Below are 17,993 nucleotides of genomic sequence, written 5' to 3' on the forward strand. Positions count from 1 at the left end.
GGAGGAAATTAAATGATTCTAGTTTACTTTGCTTTGATCATTCTCATTCCAATATATGCGCAAATTAAAGTTAAGAGCGCATATAAGAAGTATTCACAGATTCCTTCCTCATCAGGCATGACAGGTGCAGAAGTAGCGAGAAGAATACTTGATCAAAATGGATTATATGATGTAAGAATCGAAGAAACACCTGGTGTACTATCAGACCATTATGACCCGAGATCAAAAGTTGTTCGACTCTCAACAAACAATTACTATGGTAATTCAGTTGCAGGTGCAGCTGTCGCAGCCCATGAAGTCGGACACGCAATTCAAGACCAACAAAATTATGCATTCCTTCGTTTCCGTCATGCTCTTGTACCGGTAGCGAACATTGGTTCAAACTTTTCATGGATTTTAATCATTGCAGGTATGATTTTCACTATGTCGAACTTAGTTTTATTTGGAATTATCTTTATGGCAGCAGCCGTACTATTCCAACTAGTTACACTGCCAGTTGAATTCAATGCTTCTTCAAGAGCAATGCACGAAATCGTATCAGCAGGCGTTATTAGAAACGACGAAGAACGTGAAACAAAGAAAGTACTAAACGCAGCTGCACTAACTTATGTAGCAGCAGCTGCAGTAGCGGTGCTAGAGCTATTGAGATTGATCCTCATATACACAGGAATGACTCGTTCAGAAGAATAAACAACGAAAGCCGGTTATCTAAAATGATAACTGGCTTTTTTAATAAGATAAGAGAGTATATAAATTCACGTAGTTTTCGTTGTCTAGCTCCAGGCGCCATCGGCTCGAGGTCACAAGCCAATCGCTTCTGAAAGGCAAAGAGCGCCTTCTGTCAGCGCTCGTCTTGTGCTTGTCGCCGATAGGCAGGCGCCTTGTGCTTTTCTTATAAATCACCGTTCAATCGGTTTTTTATTCTCATCCAAGGTAAACCCTTCTCCAAGCACATCGTGGACATCACTTACGGAAACAAAAGCATGTGGATCAACAGAGATAATCACCTGTTTTAAGCGGCCGACCTCACTTCTTCCCACAACACAATACAAAATATGCTTCTCCTGCTTTGTATATGAACCCATTCCCTTCAGGATCGTAACGCCGCGTTCCATTTCATGTAAAATTTTTTCGGCAATCTCACTATTCTTTTCCGAGATAATCATCGCGCCTCTAGCAGCATATGCGCCTTCTTGCATAAAATCAATTACTCTTGCTCCAATAAATACAGCGAGTAATGTGTACATTGCCTCCCGGTAAGATAGATAGAAAATGAGGGACACTGTAATCACAACGGCATCAAATAAAAACATCGTCCTTCCCATTGGCCAGCCCACATATTTTCGGACTAGCCTTGCGATAATATCAACCCCGCCTGTTGTACCGCCATATCGAAAAATAATCCCTAGACCAACTCCGATAAACACACCGGCAAATAAGGCAGCCAGCATTAAGTCTCCGTCAAGTGGGATATTGAATTGATATCGTTGAAAGAACCATAAAAAAATTGAAACACTTACAGTACCGATAAGTGTATAATAAAATGCTATACGACCAAGTAATTTCCAGCCAAGAAAAAACAGTGGAACATTTAAAATTAAGTTCGTATAGGACGGATCGAATTTAAAAAGAAAATAGAGTAAAAGCGTAATCCCTGTAAATCCACCTTCTGCTAGATTATTTTGCATATTAAAATGCACGATCCCGAACGAGAAGATGGCTGAACCAAACAAAATGAAAATAATATTTTTTATCGAAAACTTCAAAGTAATATACCCCCGAATAGAAATCATTGCCACTTCATTATAAAGTATGGGTGAAAAACAAACAAATCATGTCGTATAAAAGAATTATTTGTCAAAAACCTGTATTTTAAGCTAACATAGGAGTAGAAACGATAGAGGTGATCATGATGGCAGATAAAACGATGAAACAGCTTCAAGAGGAAGTAGATGCATACATAGGCCAGTTTAAAGAAGGCTATTTTAGTCCGCTTGCATTACTTGCAAGGTTGACAGAGGAATTAGGGGAACTTGCGAGAGAAGTCAATCACTACTATGGAGAAAAGCCTAAAAAGGATACCGAAACCGAAAAAAGCATGGCTGAGGAAACAGGTGACCTGTTATTTGTTCTGATTTGTCTTGCAAATTCCTTGAACATTGACCTCGAAGACGCACATAATACAGTTATGTACAAATTTAATACAAGAGATAAAGATAGATGGACACATATTGACACTAATAAATGAGGGGGAAACAACATGGATACAATTAAAATCGTAATTGCTGGCCCAAGGGGCAGAATGGGTAAAGAAGCAGTTGCCCTTGTTCAGGAAACAGCAAATTATTCACTTGTGGGAGTTATTGATCATAAAAATAATGGTCAGTCATTAAGTGATATTGAAGGTTTTTCAAATGTGGATGTTCCTATTTTTACTGATATTTTAGAATGCTTCTCAGAAACAACACCCGACGTGTTGATTGATTTAACTACACCTGAAACGGGAAAATATCACACAGAAGTAGCAATTGAACATGGGGTTCGCCCTGTAGTAGGAACGACTGGTTTCACCAAAGAAGAATTAGATAGACTATCAACAATGGCGGAGGAACGTAAGCTTGGTGCAATTATCGCTCCAAATTTCGCAGTTGGTGCCGTGCTTATGATGAAATTCTCTCAAATGGCTGCTAAATATTTTCAAGACGTAGAAATTATTGAGCTTCACCATGACCAAAAACTTGATGCTCCATCTGGAACAGCGGTGAAAACAGCAGAACTGCTTACAACAGTTAGAGAATCAAAGCAACAAGGACATCCTAATGAAAAAGAAACCATTCAAGGTGCCCGAGGAGCTGAGTACGATGGAATTCGCATACATAGTGTACGTTTGCCAGGACTTGTTGCCCATCAAGAAGTAATGTTTGGCGGTAATGGACAAATGCTTTCCATACGGCATGATTCCTTCAACCGTGCCTCTTTCATGTCAGGTGTTAAATTATCTGTTGACACCGTAATGAATCTAGATGTTTTAGTATATGGATTAGAAAATATCATCGAATAAGGGGATACTAAACAATGAAAATAGCTTTAATTGCCCACGATAACAAGAAAACAGACCTAGTACAATTTTCAACTGCATATACATCGATTTTGGAACAGCATGAATTATTCGCGACTGGAACAACAGGACTGCGAATTGCAGAAGCTACGGGTCTTCAAATCCACCGTTTCCAATCTGGGCCACTAGGGGGCGATCAAGAAATTGGTGCGATGATTGCAAAGAACCAAATGGACATGGTGATCTTTTTTAGAGATCCCTTAACTGCTCAGCCGCATGAACCAGATGTTTCTGCTTTGATTAGACTTTGTGATGTGTATTCTGTTCCATTAGCGACAAATATGGGAACGGCAGAGGTACTTATTCACGGACTTGAACAAGGATTTTTTTCATGGCGTGAAATAATCCGTGATCGACAAGAAGGCACCAATCTATAAGCCTTTGATTTTAAAATGTATACATATACGTATTTATTGTAAAAGTGGGAGAATTTTCAATGAAACTTAAAATCGGGATCACCTGTTACCCATCAGTTGGCGGGTCGGGTATCGTAGCAACAGAATTAGGGAAGCTACTTGCAGAAAAAGGACATGAAATTCATTTTATTACTTCAAGTCTTCCATTTCGTCTGAACAAAATATATACAAATATTTATTTTCATGAGGTGGAAGTGAACCAATACTCCGTTTTTAAATACCCGCCCTATGATCTTGCATTAGCAAGTAAAATGGCGGAGGTTACAAAAAGAGAGAAGCTCGATCTTTTGCATGTCCACTACGCGATCCCGCATGCAGCATGTGCATATTTAGCTAAGCAAATGGTTGGTGGGGATGTGAAGATCGTAACCACCCTCCACGGAACTGATATAACCGTTCTCGGGTATGATCCATCCTTAACCGAACTCATTCGGTTTGGGATCGAACAATCCGATGCAGTGACCGCTGTCTCAAAGTCACTTGTCGAGCAAACCTATGAATTAATTGAGCCGAAAAAAGAAATTAAAACGATTTATAATTTTGTCGATGAGAAAATTTACTACAAACGAGATGAAGCCAACCTTCGAAAACGATATGGGATTGGAGAGGATGAAAAAGTCATCATCCACGTTTCCAATTTCCGAAAGGTTAAACGCGTTCCAGACGTCGTTTATGCATTTAACTTAATTCAAAAAGAAGTAAAATCTAAGCTATTACTTGTTGGGGATGGGCCGGAATTAACCACTGCCCGCAAACTAATTAACAAATTCGGACTCACTGATAAAGTTCTTCTTTTAGGAAAACAAGAAAACCTTTCAGAACTTTATTCAATTAGTGACTTAAAGCTTTTATTATCTGAAAAAGAAAGCTTTGGACTTGTATTAATTGAAGCAATGGCCTGCGGGGTTCCAACGATTGGAACCAATGCAGGCGGCATTCCAGAGGTTATTGAGGAAGGCGTAGACGGTTATATTTGTGAGCTTGGTGATATTGAAGACATAGCAAACAAATCAATTGCACTATTAAAGGATTTTAACTTACATAAAAAAATGTCTGATCAGGCAATTCGCTCCGTCCAACAAAAGTTTAATTCTGAGCGAATTGTCAATGAGTATGAGGATTTGTATTATTCTATCCTTACGAATAAACGTTGATAGGGGATCTTGATGATGGATGGACCTTTTGTAAAAGCAAAAGCAATTCTTACAACTTTACATAACAACGGCTATCAGGCTTATTTTGTTGGCGGTTCAGTCCGTGATTATCTTTTACAACGACCGATTGGTGATATCGATATTGCAACCTCTGCACGGCCAGAACAAATTATCGGCTTATTTCCAAAAACCATTGATGTCGGGGCAGTTCATGGTACGGTGATTGTTTTATATAAAGATGAACATTATGAGGTGACTACTTTTCGAACCGAGGAAGGGTACGATGACTATCGAAGACCTTCGTATGTTGAATTTGTCACTTCCCTTCACGAAGATTTAAGAAGAAGAGACTTTACGATGAACGCGATTGCGATGACGATAAATGGAGACATTATTGATCCTTTTGCTGGAAAAAAAGCAATTGAGGAGAAACAAATTCGAACCGTTGGTGACCCAAACGAACGTTTTTTTGAAGATGCACTTAGGATGATGAGGGCTGTTCGATTTGTAAGCCAATTGTCCTTTTCATTATGTAAGGATACTGAATTAGCAATAAAGGAAAACGCGTCATTATTAAAAAAGATTTCCGTAGAGCGGATTACGATAGAATTTGAAAAATTACTTAATGGTCCAAGCTGTCAAGATGCAATTCCAATTTTAATAACCACGGATTTGTTTAAATACCTTCCTGGTTTAGCTGACGACACTCAGCATTTAAAAGAACTTTCATTATATAAATGGGATCAATTTCAAAAAAGAGCGGAAATATGGACGCTTGTTTGTTATTTGTTGAATAAAGACGATATTAACGCTTTTTTACGAAATTGGAAGCTTCCAAATAAAATAATCGACCAGGTAATAAAAAATGTGGCTTTTCTTCGTAAAGTTATTCAACATGGCTGGAACAAACGTCTCTTATATGATTGTGGTGAAGAAAGTATCCAACAGATCGAACGAATTCTAGGAGTTTTAGGGGTTCATCAAGATGTATCAGCCTCTCATGAATTTAGTAAATTGATCATCAAACAGCGCTCTGATTTAAAGATTACTGGTGAGGATTTTCTACGCTGGTACAATCAAAAACCAGGCAAATGGGTGGCTGAACTTTACGAAACAGTTGAAAATGGTATTCTAGAAAACAAAGTGGAAAACAACAAGGAAAAAATAAAGGAGTGGCTTCTATCGTGCAATCAGAAATAAGAAAAAATTTGCTAGAGGTCTTCTCTAATGCCAACGGAGAATTTATTTCTGGTCAAAAGCTAAGTGAGCAGTTAGGGTGCTCACGTACAGCCGTATGGAAGCATATAGAAGATTTGCGAAATGAAGGATATGAATTAGAGGCTGTTCGGAAACTGGGATATCGAATTCTAACAAAGCCAGATAAAATTAGCGGCAATGAAATCCAGTTAGGTCTTGAAACAAAAAGTTTAGGGAGAAATATTCATTTTGAGGAATCCGTAACCTCTACACAAGCAATTGCACACAAACTGGCATATGAAGGTGCTGTCGAAGGTACGCTTGTTGTTGCAGAAGAACAGACAACTGGCCGCGGAAGATTGGACCGGGCATGGTATTCCCCAAAACATACAGGAGTCTGGATGAGTTTGATTTTAAGACCGCAGATTCCGCCCTCACAGGCACCACAATTAACACTGCTAGCTGCGGTAGGCGTTGTTCAGGCGATTCAAGAGGTAACAGGATTAGAGCCAGATATTAAATGGCCAAATGATATTTTAATTCATCAAAAAAAATTAGTTGGCATTTTAACAGAGCTTCAAGCTGAAACAGATCGAATTAATTCCGTGATTATCGGAATCGGTATAAATGTGAATCAGGAATTAAATCATTTTCCTGAAAGTCTCCATTCCATTGCGAGCTCACTTTCGATTGAAAAGGGCAAAAAAATTGACCGTGCCAAATTAATTCAAGTGATATTATTAAAAATCGAAAAGCTGTATAAGGAATATTTACAGCATGGCTTTAAGGTAGTGAAGCTTTTATGGGAAAGCTATGCTACAAGCATAGGAAAGCAAATCATTGCAAGAACACTTAATGGTTCAATTGAAGGAAAAGCAATTGGCATCAATGAGGAGGGTGTATTGCTTCTAGAAGATGAAGCTGGAGTTGTACACCATATCTATTCGGCAGATATCGATCTTTCAAAAAAATAAAAGTATAGAAATGATTGCGGATATTCTATATAATTCAATGTAATGGGTGGTATCCTTCGTGGAACTGCACCAAATGCATTATGTTTTATCAATGTAATTCACAATTGTATTCTGCCTTGATCCATTGGACTGGGACAGAGGGATGAAATTTACCGAACTTACTCATGTTTAATCCTTCTTTCTCTTTTTGAAAGAAGGATTTTTTACTTAATTCGAAAAAACATCACGAATCGGTCTTTTCATCTCCTCTTTTTAGGAAACTCAGAGTGTGAGCTTTGAGCAAGGCGACTTTAATGAAGGTTTGATTACTTTCTAAAAGCCAAAAGGAGGAAGAATGATGAAGAAAACAACGGATTTTTTGAAAATGAAACAAAGGAAAGAGCCAATCGTCATGTTGACAGCCTATGATTATCCATCTGCTAAGCTTTCTGAAGAAGCAGGGGTTGATATGATCCTTGTCGGTGATTCATTAGGCATGGTTGTATTAGGCTATGATTCTACTATTCCTGTAACAGTAGATGATATGATTCATCATACGAAGGCCGTAAAACGTGGTGCAAAAGATACATTTATTGTAACAGATATGCCATTTATGTCTTATCATGTTTCACGTTCCGAAGCCTTGAAAAATGCAGCGCGCATTATTCAAGAATCTGGAGCCCATGCTGTTAAAGTAGAAGGGGCGAAGGACGTCATCTATACAATTTCGTCTTTAACCCAAAGCGGAATTCCTGTCGTTGCTCATCTGGGGCTAACACCACAGACAGTAGGTGTTTTAGGTGGGTATAAGGTACAAGGTAAAGATGCAGAGAGTGCAAGACAGCTTATTGAGGATGCAAAAAAGGTGGAAGAAGCGGGTGCAATTGCTTTAGTGCTGGAATGCGTGCCGAGACAATTAGGGGAAGAAGTGACAAACAGTATTTCGATCCCTACAATTGGAATTGGTGCTGGAAACCGTACTGATGGTCAGGTTCTCGTATTTCATGATGTGATTTCTTATGGAGTTGACCGAGTTCCGAAGTTTGTAAAACAATATACATCAATAAATGAACCCATTTTACAAGGGCTCTCAAGTTATGTGGCAGAGGTAAAAGCACATTTATTCCCAGAAGAAAAACATACGTACACTATGAAAGAAGAAGAGCTTGCAAGCCTATACGGGGGAAAATAATCATGAAAGTCATATCAACAATTAAGGAAATGCAGCAATATATCAAAACATTGAAGCAACAAGGTAAGACAGTCGGATTTGTACCAACAATGGGATTTCTTCATGAAGGGCATTTAACCTTAATGAATAAGGCAAGAAGCGAAAATGATGTGTTAGTTGTCAGTATTTTTGTGAATCCTCTTCAATTTGGTCCTAATGAGGATTTTGAGTCCTATCCACGTGATTTTGACAGGGATCGTCGACTCGCGGAAAACAATGGTGTGGATATTCTGTTTCTTCCCAGTACTGAAGAAATGTATCCGACAAAAATGTCTCTTACCGCAGTCGTCCATTCTAGAATCAATGTATTATGCGGCAGGCAGCGTAATGGCCATTTTGACGGGGTTGCCACGGTTCTTGTGAAATTATTTAATATCGTACAGCCAGACCGCGCTTATTTTGGGCTTAAGGACGCTCAGCAGGTAGCAGTTGTAGATGGTTTAATCACGGATTTTAATTTTCCAATCACACTTGTGCCGGTGGAGATTGTTCGGGAAGAGGATGGTCTTGCAAAAAGTTCTCGTAATGTTAATTTAACACCGCATGAGAGGGTTGAAGCATCAAGACTGTATGAGAGTCTCCAAATGGCAAAACAAGAAATAGACAACGGACAACGTAATCCGAAAGTGATTGAGGAATTAATTAAAAAACATATCACAGCATATACGTCGGGTGTTATTGATTATGTTGAAATATACAGTTATCCTGAGCTTAACGAGGTTCCTGTGCTGCATGGAAAAATTATTATAGCAACAGCTGTGAAGTTTACAAAAGCAAGACTTATTGATAATATTACTTTTGATGTGACAGAAAAATAACATTATTCTGTAGAATAAAGTTAAAGCCTCCGGCAGATGCCATGATTTTTTAAAGGAAATTTTTCGAGCTTACTCGAAAAAAATCAGGCGCAAATACGCCGAGGCGCATTTGATATTCAAGGGGGACCATCATGTTTCGTACAATGATGAACGCAAAAATTCACAGAGCACAAGTTACAGAAGCAAATTTAAATTATGTGGGCAGTATTACTATTGATGAAGATATATTAGATGCAGTCGGAATGGTTGCTAATGAAAAAGTTCAAATTGTAAATAATAATAATGGGGCTCGTCTTGAAACATATATAATTCCTGGTGAACGAGGAAGCGGTGTTTTTTGTTTAAATGGTGCTGCTGCTCGTCTTGTACAGGAAGGAGATGTCATCATTGTCATCTCATATGCAATTGTACCTGAGGAAAAATTGGCAAATCACAAGCCAAGAGTAGCGATTATGAACGAAAACAATCAAATTAAAGAATTAATTTTTGAAGAACCAGCTGCAACTGTTTTATAAATGTAATAGCGCGCCCCCAATATGGGGGCGTTTGTGTTAGGAGGTGGCATCAAATGAAGAAACGCTTTGTCGTTGTAGACTTAGAAACTACCGGGAACTCTCCAAAAAAGGGCGATAAAATTATACAGTTTGCAGCAGTTGTGATTGAAGATGGGGAAATCATAGAAAGATTTGCAACCTTTGTTAACCCAAAACAAGACATTCCTGTGTTTATCGAGCAATTTACTGGAATTTCAAATGAGGTTGTCGCAAATGCACCTGATTTTTCAATCGTTGCACCTGAAATTATTTCAAGTTTTAAGGATTCTTATTTTGTAGCACATAATGTACCCTTTGATTATTCGTTTTTACAGGAAGAATTAGCACAATGTGGATTTGAAAATTTTCATTGTCCGACTATTGATACTGTTGAATTATCAAGAGTTATGCTTCCTTTAGCAGATAGCTATAAGCTTGGACAGCTTGCTGAAACTCTTTCATTAACCCATGAAAATCCACATCAAGCCGATAGTGATGCTGAAGTAACAGCTGAGATTCTTTTGAAAATTTTACTTAAAATCGAACAATTGCCACTTGTAACGGTTCAAAAGCTATATTCCCTGTCCACCTCTTTCAAAAGTGATATTCGTGAAATTTTAAGTGAGTTTCTTGATGAGAAATCAACTCATGTGGATAAAGAAACAAGATTTGATATATATCGTGGACTTGCACTTCACAAAAAAACCAAGAAAAAAGAGAAACGTAAACAAAAAAGTAATACATATACAGAAACTTTCCACTCAGTGTTACACGATTTTTCATTTCGGCAAGGCCAGCGCGAAATGGTACAGACAATACACCATGCAATGGAAACAAACCAACATGCAATGATTGAAGCGGGTACGGGAATAGGAAAATCAATCGCCTATTTGCTGCCTGCGATTTATATCTCCAAAATGAGGGGAAGGTGCATGATTAGTACCAATACTTTGCAGCTTCAACATCAGCTATTAGAAAAAGATATAGCAAAAATACGAGAGATTCTTTCATTTGATTTTGAAGTTGCACTTTTAAAAGGAAGAGGGAATTATCTCTCTCTAAGGAAGTTTGAACAAATTCTTTACGAGAACACAGATAATTACGATGAAATTTTAACTAAGGCCCAAATCTTAGTTTGGTTAACAGAAACAGCAACCGGTGATATTGACGAAATAAATTTACCATCGGGTGGCAAGCTTTTATGGGAGCGAGTGAAAAGTACAATTGAAAATCCCGGATTTGAAGACTCAATCTGGGCATCAAGAAGTTTTTATCAAAAAGCACGGAAAGCGGCCGAAAAAGCAGATATCGTGATTACAAATCATGCTTTACTTTTACAGGATATAGAGAATCACTTTGAAATACTTCCATCGTACGATTTCTTAATCCTGGATGAGGCTCATCGTTTTGAGGCTTTAGCTAAGCGACAAATTGGCTTCCATATTCATTATTTATCGATTCATTCAGTACTTATGAGAATTGGGCTCCTTGACACAAATGACTTGCTTGCGAAATCATCAAAACTAATGGAACGGAATGGCTTTGAAACCGATTCTTTTATGCATGTAAATCAAATCATAAAAGAAATTAGAGCATCAGTTAACGATTTCTTTCGGATGATAAGAAGTCATGTGTTAATGAAACAGCGGGAAGAAAACGAAAAAAATCGGATTCAATATATTCTCGATTCCGTTCATGAATCGGGAGCACAATGGCAGGAAGCGAATGAACAACTCACAAAGCTAAGTATTTATAAAAAGGAGCTTATCAATCAGGTTCAATATCAGAGACAGCTTGTGATTCAAAATAAGAACTTGTTAACCCAATTACAGCTCGGTTTATTTAATGATTATATATTGAGTATCGAATTATTAGTTGAAAAGTGTTCAATTATTGAAAGTATTGTTGCAGCAAATGAGAACCAAATGACTTGGATTGAAATCGACCCAAGAGGACCTGTCAACTCAGCAACACTCCATGCAGAGCCTACAGAAGTTTCAGCCTTTTTAGCCGATCAATTTTTTACTTTTAAGAAAAGTGTAATTATGACTTCCGCAACATTAACGGTTGATGGTTCGTTTTCATATATGATTGAGAAACTTGGTTTGGATGATTTCCAGCCAATCACATTATCGATTCCATCCCCTTTTGATTTTGAGCGTCAGGCGGCCTTGATGGTACCAACCGATTTACCGCTTGTAAATTCCGTTTCACAGGATGAATTTGTGGATTCAATCTCTAATCATATTGTTGAAATAGCTAATAAAACAAATGGACGCATGCTAATTTTATTTACGTCATACGAAATGCTGCAAAAAACCTATATGAATTTAAAAAATCGCTTGCAACTCGAACAATTTGTGTTAATTGCGCAGAGTATAACGGGTGGCAGTCGCGCAAAATTAACGAAAAATTTTCAGGCATTTGATAAGGCAATTCTGCTTGGAACGAGCAGTTTTTGGGAAGGTGTAGATATTCCAGGTGAGGATTTAACTGCACTTATAATCGTTAGACTTCCCTTCGCTCCACCAAATGACCCTATTTTCACTGTCAGGGCTAAGGAGATAGAAGGAAAGGGAGGAGACGCTTTTAAAGATCTCTCATTACCGGAAGCAATCATTCGTTTTAAACAAGGGATTGGAAGGCTGATTCGTTCCGAACAAGATAAAGGAGTTATCTTTGTATTTGATCGGAGAATTATAACAACAAGGTATGGGAAACAATTTTTAACCTCTGTTCCGAAGATGCAATTTTTTCACAAACCACTTGCTGAGTTATTAGGTCATGTTGAGGATTGGCTATAATATTTTAAAATAAATAAAGTAAAAAAAGACCTGTCAAATGACAGGTTAAGGCGTGGGATTAGGAGTTAATTTTTTAAAATTAATTACACTGAAAAAACTGTATTGTGAATGGTAATACACCTGTTATAATGATGTAAGGCAATAAAGTAAAAGACAACTTCAACTGTATGTTGTAGTACTATTATTGTTGCCGTATGCGAGAAATCGTATGAATAGTAAAATTTGTGATGAATTGAAGGGAGAGCTATCGCTTGGAAAGTAAGATAGAAGTTCTATCGACTGTTAAAATTCAAAATACTCCTGATTTATATAAAATTGTTGATTTATTAAATCGTACATTAAAGCATGAAGACCTCATGTTTGGTCTTGCACTTGATCGGGATGATCAAAAAAAGTGCGTTTTTACAATATATCGTACGTAAAGTAGTGAATAATAGATGAAAAAATGGATAATTGGGATACTCGCACTCCTCCTCATTTTTATTATTTGGAGAGGAATTAATATTTATCAATCAGCTTTAGAACCACTGAACAATGCTGAAGCAAAAGGAAACAAAATTGCACTTGAAAAGACACCGATTGAAACAATTGAAGATAGTTATACATATTTTGGAACAAAAGCATATCAAGTTGTCATCGGTAAAAATAATGAAGATGAAAAATTGATTGCTTGGATTCCCCAAAAAAAAGGGGAAATAGTGACACGCTTTGAAAGCGATGGAATTACAGAAAAAGAAGCGGTTGCTATTATAAAAAGGGAGCGGGATCCACAAGAAATACGTTCCGTGAAACTAGGGGTCGAAGATAATATCCCAATATGGGAAATTATTTATATTGGTAGTGATAATCGATTGACCTACCACAAATTGTATTTTGAAACCGGAAAATATCGAAATTCAATCAAACCATAATACGTGGAGGGAATACCATGAAATTAGCCAACAGAGTAGCAGCATTAACACCTTCATCAACACTAGCAATTACTGCTAAAGCAAAAGAATTAAAAGCGGCAGGTCATGATGTAATTGGACTTGGTGCAGGTGAACCTGATTTTAATACACCAGATTATATAATTGAGGCAGCCGTAAAAGCAATGAGGGAAGGACATACTAAATATACACCTTCAGCTGGATTACCTGCGTTAAAACAAGCGATTTGTAAAAAGCTATTAGATGATCAACAATTAGAGTATAAACCAAATGAAGTTATTGTTGGTTCTGGTGCAAAGTTTGTCTTATATGCCTTATTCCAAGTTCTTCTAAATAAAGATGATGAAGTTATTATTCCAACACCTTATTGGGTGAGCTATCCGGAACAAGTGAAGCTTGCGGAAGGTGTACCAGTGTACGTGGAAGGTAAAGAAGAGAATAATTTTAAAATAACTGTTGACCAGCTTGAAGCGGCAATCACAGATAAAACGGTTGCTCTAATCTTAAATTCTCCAAGTAATCCAACTGGTATGCTATATTCAAAAGAAGAACTCCAAGCAATTGGAGAGCTATGTGTGAAGCACAATATCTGGATCGTTTCGGATGAAATTTATGAAAAGCTCGTGTATTTTGGAGCAACACATACATCAATAGCACAGGTAGGTGAAGAAGTAAAAGCTCGAACAATCATCATTAACGGCCATTCAAAATCCCATTCTATGACAGGTTGGAGAATCGGTTATGCTGCTGGTTCACAAGAAATTATCAAAAGCATGACAGATCTTTCTAGTCATAGTATTTCAAATCCTACCTCCGTTGCACAGTATGCAGCCTTAGCTGCTTATGAAGGAGATCAAGGGCCTGTTGAGACGATGAGACAGGCATTTGAACAGCGCTTAGAAGTGATTTATGATAAATTGATTGCAATTCCTGGTATGTCTTGTATTAAGCCGCAGGGTGCATTCTATCTTTTCCCGAACGCTAAAAAGAGTGCGGAACTGTCAGGATATAATAATGTCGATGATTTTGCAAAAGCATTATTAGAGGAAGCACTTGTTGCAGTCGTTCCAGGCTCAGGCTTTGGCGCACCGGAAAATTTGCGCTTATCGTATGCAACATCATTAGATCTATTAGAAGAAGCGATCACAAGAATTCGTAAATTTGTAGAAGAAAAAATGTAATAATCATGATTATGGGGACGATTCGTTTTGGTCAAAAAGCAAAATGAGCCGTCCCCGTGGTATGTCTTGCTTCAATATAACAAGAAATGTATAATGAAGTAGGATTTAATACATAAAGTAAAAGCCTCCGGCGGATGCCACGATTTTTTAATGGAAATTTTTCGAGACAGGCTCGAATAAAATCGGGCGCAAATACGTCAAGGCGCATTTGATTGATTTTTGGAGGGACAATTGTGAAAACAACTATTGCAGAGGTAAATAAATTTGTCGGTGAAGAGGTGACAATCGGTGCTTGGCTAGCAAATAAACGCTCAAGCGGAAAGATTGCCTTTTTACAGCTTCGTGATGGGACAGGTTTTATCCAGGGTGTCGTTGTAAAAGCTGAGGTGGATGAAGATGTTTTCAAGCAAGCAAAATCAATTACACAAGAAACATCTCTATATGTTACTGGTGTTGTAAGAGAAGATGAAAGATCTCCGTTTGGTTATGAACTTACGGTCACAAATATAGAAGTAATTCACGAGTCTGTGGATTATCCGATAACACCAAAAGAACATGGTACAGAGTTCTTAATGGACCATCGCCATTTATGGCTGCGCTCAAAGAGACAACATGCTGTCATGAAGATCCGAAACGAAATCATTCGTGCAACCTACGAATTTTTCAATGACCATGGCTTTGTAAAGGTTGATCCACCAATCTTAACAGGAAGTGCGCCTGAAGGTACAACTGAGCTTTTTGCTACAAAATATTTTGATGAAGATGCATACCTGTCCCAAAGTGGCCAGTTATACATGGAAGCTGCAGCTATGGCTTTAGGAAAAGTGTTTTCCTTTGGTCCAACTTTCCGTGCAGAAAAATCGAAAACTAGACGTCATTTAATTGAATTCTGGATGATTGAGCCGGAGATGGCTTTTACTGAGCATGAAGAAAGTCTTAAAGTACAAGAGGAATATGTTTCCCATATTGTACAATCTGTTTTGAAAAATTGCCAACTTGAATTAAATACCTTAGGACGAGATGTATCTAAGCTTGAAACTATTAAAGCACCATTCCCACGCATTTCTTATGATGATGCTATTACATTTTTACATGAAAAAGGCTTTGATGATATTCAGTGGGGCGATGATTTTGGTGCACCACATGAAACTGCCATTGCTGAAAGCTATGATAAACCAGTATTCATTACAAATTATCCGAAAGATATCAAGCCGTTCTACATGCAGCCGGCGCCAGATCGTGATGATGTGGTTCTCTGTGCGGATCTAATTGCTCCGGAAGGCTATGGTGAGATCATTGGCGGTTCTGAAAGAATTCATGATTATGAGCTTTTAAAACAACAGCTTGAAAAACATGGTTTAACAAGCGATGCTTATCAATGGTATTTGGAACTGCGTCAATACGGTTCTGTTCCACATTCGGGCTTCGGATTAGGGCTGGAAAGAACAGTAGCATGGATTAGTGGGGTTGAACACGTACGTGAAACAATTCCATTCCCGCGTCTACTAAACCGTCTATACCCATAAGAAAAGCGCAAGGACCTGGTTATCGGCGACAAGCATAAGACGAGCGCTGACAGAAGGTGCATTTAACCTTCCGAAGCGATTGGCTTATGACCTAGAGCCGATGGTGCTTGGAGCTAGACATAAACAACGTTAGGGGACCTTCCTTAAGGAAGGTCTCTTTCGTTTTAAGGATAATGGCAAACCAAATATTTCTTTCTTAACCCTATTTTTAGGTCTCATGTTATACTAGGTTATGAAGAGGTGTTTATACATGAAATTGGATAAATTAGTTGATTTATTCGAACAAGGCAGTATTTCAATACCGAAAATGTTAATGTCTTCGTATCGACATCTACAGTTAAATGAAGAGGAAATGATGGTCCTATTCCATATTTTAACCTTTATGGATAGTGGAAACTTTTTCCCCACACCAATTGAAATCTCAAATCGGATGACAATCTCAGAAGAAAAATGCATGGAAAACCTGCGTCAGCTTATTCAACGCGGATATTTAGAAATAAATGAAGGAAACGATGAAAATCGCCTTATCTCTGAAAAATACTCAATACGACCTTTATGGGAGAAAATGCTTCAGTATCTTGTTCAACAAAACAGGTCTGAAGAAAAAGAACTCGAAAAACAGCAAGAAAAGGACTTATATAGTATTTTTGAACAAGAATTTGGACGGCCACTCTCACCTTTTGAATGTGAATCATTGGCAATGTGGCTTGATCAGGACCACCATGATCAATCTATCATTCAGGCAGCTTTACGAGAAGCTGTTATGTCAGGAAAGCTTAATTTTCGGTATATTGATCGAATCCTATTTGAATGGAAAAAGAATGGTATACGGACGATTGCCCAAGCCCAAAATCATTCACAAAAGTTTCGTCAATATCAACAAAAGCATAAACCAACTGAGCAAGCTCAGCAAGGAAATTATAAACGCACAATCCCGTTTTATAATTGGTTAGAAAGTTAAACTTAATTCATCTGGGATTAGAACCAGATGAATTAAGTTATGCCTCCGGCGGATGCCACGATTTTTAAAAGGAAATTTTTCGAGCATGCTCGAAAAAAATCGGGCGCAAATACGCCAAGGCGCATTTGATTAAGTAGGTGATAAAAATGTTAAATAACCAACAAATTCGATTTTGTCTAGACACAATGGGTGAGATGTTCCCGGATGCTCATTGTGAGCTTACACATAAAAATCCGTTTGAACTTGTGATTGCTGTTGCATTATCTGCCCAATGCACAGATGCATTGGTGAATAAAGTAACGGCATCTCTTTTTGAAAAATACAAAACTCCCGAGGATTATTTAGCCGTTTCACTTGAAGAGCTCCAAAATGATATTCGATCTATCGGTCTTTATCGAAACAAAGCAAAGAACATTCGCAATTTATGTCAAATGCTAATTGAAGACTATGGAGGCATCCTTCCGCGAGATCGTGATGAATTAACTAAATTCCCTGGGGTCGGCAGAAAAACGGCCAATGTTGTTGTCTCTGTCGCATTTGGTATACCTGCAATTGCGGTTGATACTCATGTAGAAAGAGTTAGCAAAAGACTTGGATTTTGCAGATGGAAGGATTCGGTCCTTGAGGTCGAAAAGACATTGATGAAAAAGGTCCCTGAAGAAGAATGGTCTGCAACTCATCATCGGATGATCTTTTTTGGAAGGTATCATTGCAAAGCTCAAAATCCACAATGTGAAATATGTCCGCTTCTAGAGGTTTGCCGGGAAGGGAAAAAGCGTATGAAGGGGAAAGAAAAGGTTGGACAATGAAAAAATTATTTCTGATATTAGGGAAAAATGGGATGCTCGTAAAAATTATTTAGGGAGCCTTTTTCAAAACAGAGATAAAGCAGCGATTGTTGAGCCAATGGATGAAGCAATTGAAGAGTTCTTAACCTTTTTATTTTTAATAAATGAAAAGAGGATTCCTATTCCTGATCGAAAAATGCTGCAAGATAGCCTGCTTGACTTGGTTCATAAACCAATTAATCTTGATGAGCGCCTTTCGTTTGTGTTAAAAAAGCCAAATCAATATCACGCTTTCATTCAATTAAACGAACTTTATATCGAATTATTAAAACTCAATGCCAAATTGAAAATACGCGAGTATAAAAATAACGCACAGTCATAAAC

Annotated in this window: 19 protein-coding genes; 18 read left to right on the forward strand and 1 reads right to left on the reverse strand. The window is 37.9% G+C overall.

What is annotated here, in order from left to right; all coding sequences use genetic code 11:
- The first annotated feature begins 12 nt into the window (after positions 1 to 12).
- Positions 13 to 690, forward strand: coding sequence for a zinc metallopeptidase (locus tag LKW28_RS15555; protein ID WP_229141269.1), 678 nt, complete (start codon positions 13 to 15; stop codon positions 688 to 690).
- A gap of 209 nt (positions 691 to 899) precedes the next feature.
- Here the strand turns inward: LKW28_RS15555 and LKW28_RS15560 are convergent, their stop codons facing one another.
- Positions 900 to 1,766: a YitT family protein gene (locus LKW28_RS15560; protein WP_420708887.1), complete on the reverse strand. Its 867-nt coding sequence runs from the start codon at positions 1,764 to 1,766 to the stop codon at positions 900 to 902.
- A 146-nt stretch (positions 1,767 to 1,912) separates the two neighbouring features.
- Between LKW28_RS15560 and LKW28_RS15565 the strand changes: the two genes are divergently transcribed.
- The 17 genes from LKW28_RS15565 to LKW28_RS15645 all read left to right on the forward strand — a co-directional run bounded on the left by LKW28_RS15565 (position 1,913) and on the right by LKW28_RS15645 (position 17,991).
- On the forward strand, positions 1,913 to 2,248 hold the full coding sequence (locus tag LKW28_RS15565) for a nucleotide pyrophosphohydrolase (protein ID WP_229141271.1): 336 nt from the start codon (positions 1,913 to 1,915) through the stop codon (positions 2,246 to 2,248).
- Between the two features lie 12 nt (positions 2,249 to 2,260).
- On the forward strand, positions 2,261 to 3,061 hold the full coding sequence (gene dapB / locus LKW28_RS15570) for a 4-hydroxy-tetrahydrodipicolinate reductase (RefSeq protein WP_229141272.1): 801 nt from the start codon (positions 2,261 to 2,263) through the stop codon (positions 3,059 to 3,061).
- A 14-nt stretch (positions 3,062 to 3,075) separates the two neighbouring features.
- Positions 3,076 to 3,495, forward strand: coding sequence for a methylglyoxal synthase (mgsA, locus tag LKW28_RS15575; RefSeq protein ID WP_229141273.1), 420 nt, complete (start codon positions 3,076 to 3,078; stop codon positions 3,493 to 3,495).
- A 59-nt stretch (positions 3,496 to 3,554) separates the two neighbouring features.
- Positions 3,555 to 4,688, forward strand: a complete 1,134-nt coding sequence (bshA, locus tag LKW28_RS15580) for an N-acetyl-alpha-D-glucosaminyl L-malate synthase BshA (RefSeq protein WP_229141274.1) — start codon at positions 3,555 to 3,557, stop codon at positions 4,686 to 4,688.
- 15 nt (positions 4,689 to 4,703) lie between these two features.
- A complete protein-coding gene (locus LKW28_RS15585) occupies positions 4,704 to 5,888 on the forward strand; it encodes a CCA tRNA nucleotidyltransferase (RefSeq protein ID WP_229141275.1) in 1,185 nt (394 codons plus the stop codon).
- Positions 5,861 to 6,859, forward strand: coding sequence for a biotin--[acetyl-CoA-carboxylase] ligase (locus tag LKW28_RS15590; protein ID WP_229141276.1), 999 nt, complete (start codon positions 5,861 to 5,863; stop codon positions 6,857 to 6,859). Before LKW28_RS15585 ends, LKW28_RS15590 begins: the two co-directional genes overlap by 28 nt.
- Positions 6,860 to 7,196: 337 nt before the next feature.
- Positions 7,197 to 8,030: a 3-methyl-2-oxobutanoate hydroxymethyltransferase gene (panB, locus tag LKW28_RS15595; protein ID WP_229141277.1), complete on the forward strand. Its 834-nt coding sequence runs from the start codon at positions 7,197 to 7,199 to the stop codon at positions 8,028 to 8,030.
- Between the two features lie 2 nt (positions 8,031 to 8,032).
- Positions 8,033 to 8,887: a pantoate--beta-alanine ligase gene (gene panC, locus LKW28_RS15600; protein ID WP_229141278.1), complete on the forward strand. Its 855-nt coding sequence runs from the start codon at positions 8,033 to 8,035 to the stop codon at positions 8,885 to 8,887.
- Positions 8,888 to 9,018: 131 nt separating this feature from the next.
- Complete coding sequence (gene panD, locus LKW28_RS15605) at positions 9,019 to 9,402, forward strand: aspartate 1-decarboxylase (protein WP_229141279.1); 384 nt, start codon at positions 9,019 to 9,021, stop codon at positions 9,400 to 9,402.
- A 53-nt stretch (positions 9,403 to 9,455) separates the two neighbouring features.
- The gene (gene dinG, locus LKW28_RS15610; protein ID WP_229141280.1) at positions 9,456 to 12,224 is read left to right on the forward strand and encodes an ATP-dependent DNA helicase DinG; all 2,769 of its coding nucleotides are present in this window, start codon (positions 9,456 to 9,458) and stop codon (positions 12,222 to 12,224) included.
- Between the two features lie 251 nt (positions 12,225 to 12,475).
- The gene (locus tag LKW28_RS15615; RefSeq protein WP_136377970.1) at positions 12,476 to 12,646 is read left to right on the forward strand and encodes a YpmA family protein; all 171 of its coding nucleotides are present in this window, start codon (positions 12,476 to 12,478) and stop codon (positions 12,644 to 12,646) included.
- A gap of 15 nt (positions 12,647 to 12,661) precedes the next feature.
- Positions 12,662 to 13,135 (forward strand): DUF5590 domain-containing protein, encoded by a 474-nt coding sequence (locus LKW28_RS15620; protein ID WP_229141281.1) that lies wholly within the window; start codon positions 12,662 to 12,664, stop codon positions 13,133 to 13,135.
- Positions 13,136 to 13,152: 17 nt separating this feature from the next.
- On the forward strand, positions 13,153 to 14,334 hold the full coding sequence (locus LKW28_RS15625) for a pyridoxal phosphate-dependent aminotransferase (protein WP_229141282.1): 1,182 nt from the start codon (positions 13,153 to 13,155) through the stop codon (positions 14,332 to 14,334).
- Positions 14,335 to 14,567: 233 nt separating this feature from the next.
- Complete coding sequence (asnS, locus tag LKW28_RS15630; protein WP_229141283.1) at positions 14,568 to 15,860, forward strand: asparagine--tRNA ligase; 1,293 nt, start codon at positions 14,568 to 14,570, stop codon at positions 15,858 to 15,860.
- Positions 15,861 to 16,110: 250 nt separating this feature from the next.
- Positions 16,111 to 16,821: a DnaD domain-containing protein gene (locus LKW28_RS15635; protein ID WP_229141284.1), complete on the forward strand. Its 711-nt coding sequence runs from the start codon at positions 16,111 to 16,113 to the stop codon at positions 16,819 to 16,821.
- Positions 16,822 to 16,967: 146 nt separating this feature from the next.
- Positions 16,968 to 17,630 (forward strand): endonuclease III, encoded by a 663-nt coding sequence (gene nth / locus LKW28_RS15640; RefSeq protein WP_229141285.1) that lies wholly within the window; start codon positions 16,968 to 16,970, stop codon positions 17,628 to 17,630.
- Complete coding sequence (locus tag LKW28_RS15645) at positions 17,620 to 17,991, forward strand: YpoC family protein (RefSeq protein WP_229141286.1); 372 nt, start codon at positions 17,620 to 17,622, stop codon at positions 17,989 to 17,991. The genes nth and LKW28_RS15645 overlap by 11 nt, the downstream gene beginning before the upstream one ends.
- The last annotated feature ends 2 nt before the right edge of the window (positions 17,992 to 17,993 follow it).

This window comes from Bacillus sp. REN16, from assembly GCF_020731355.1.
Classification (GTDB): Bacteria; Bacillota; Bacilli; order Bacillales; family Bacillaceae_L; genus Ferdinandcohnia.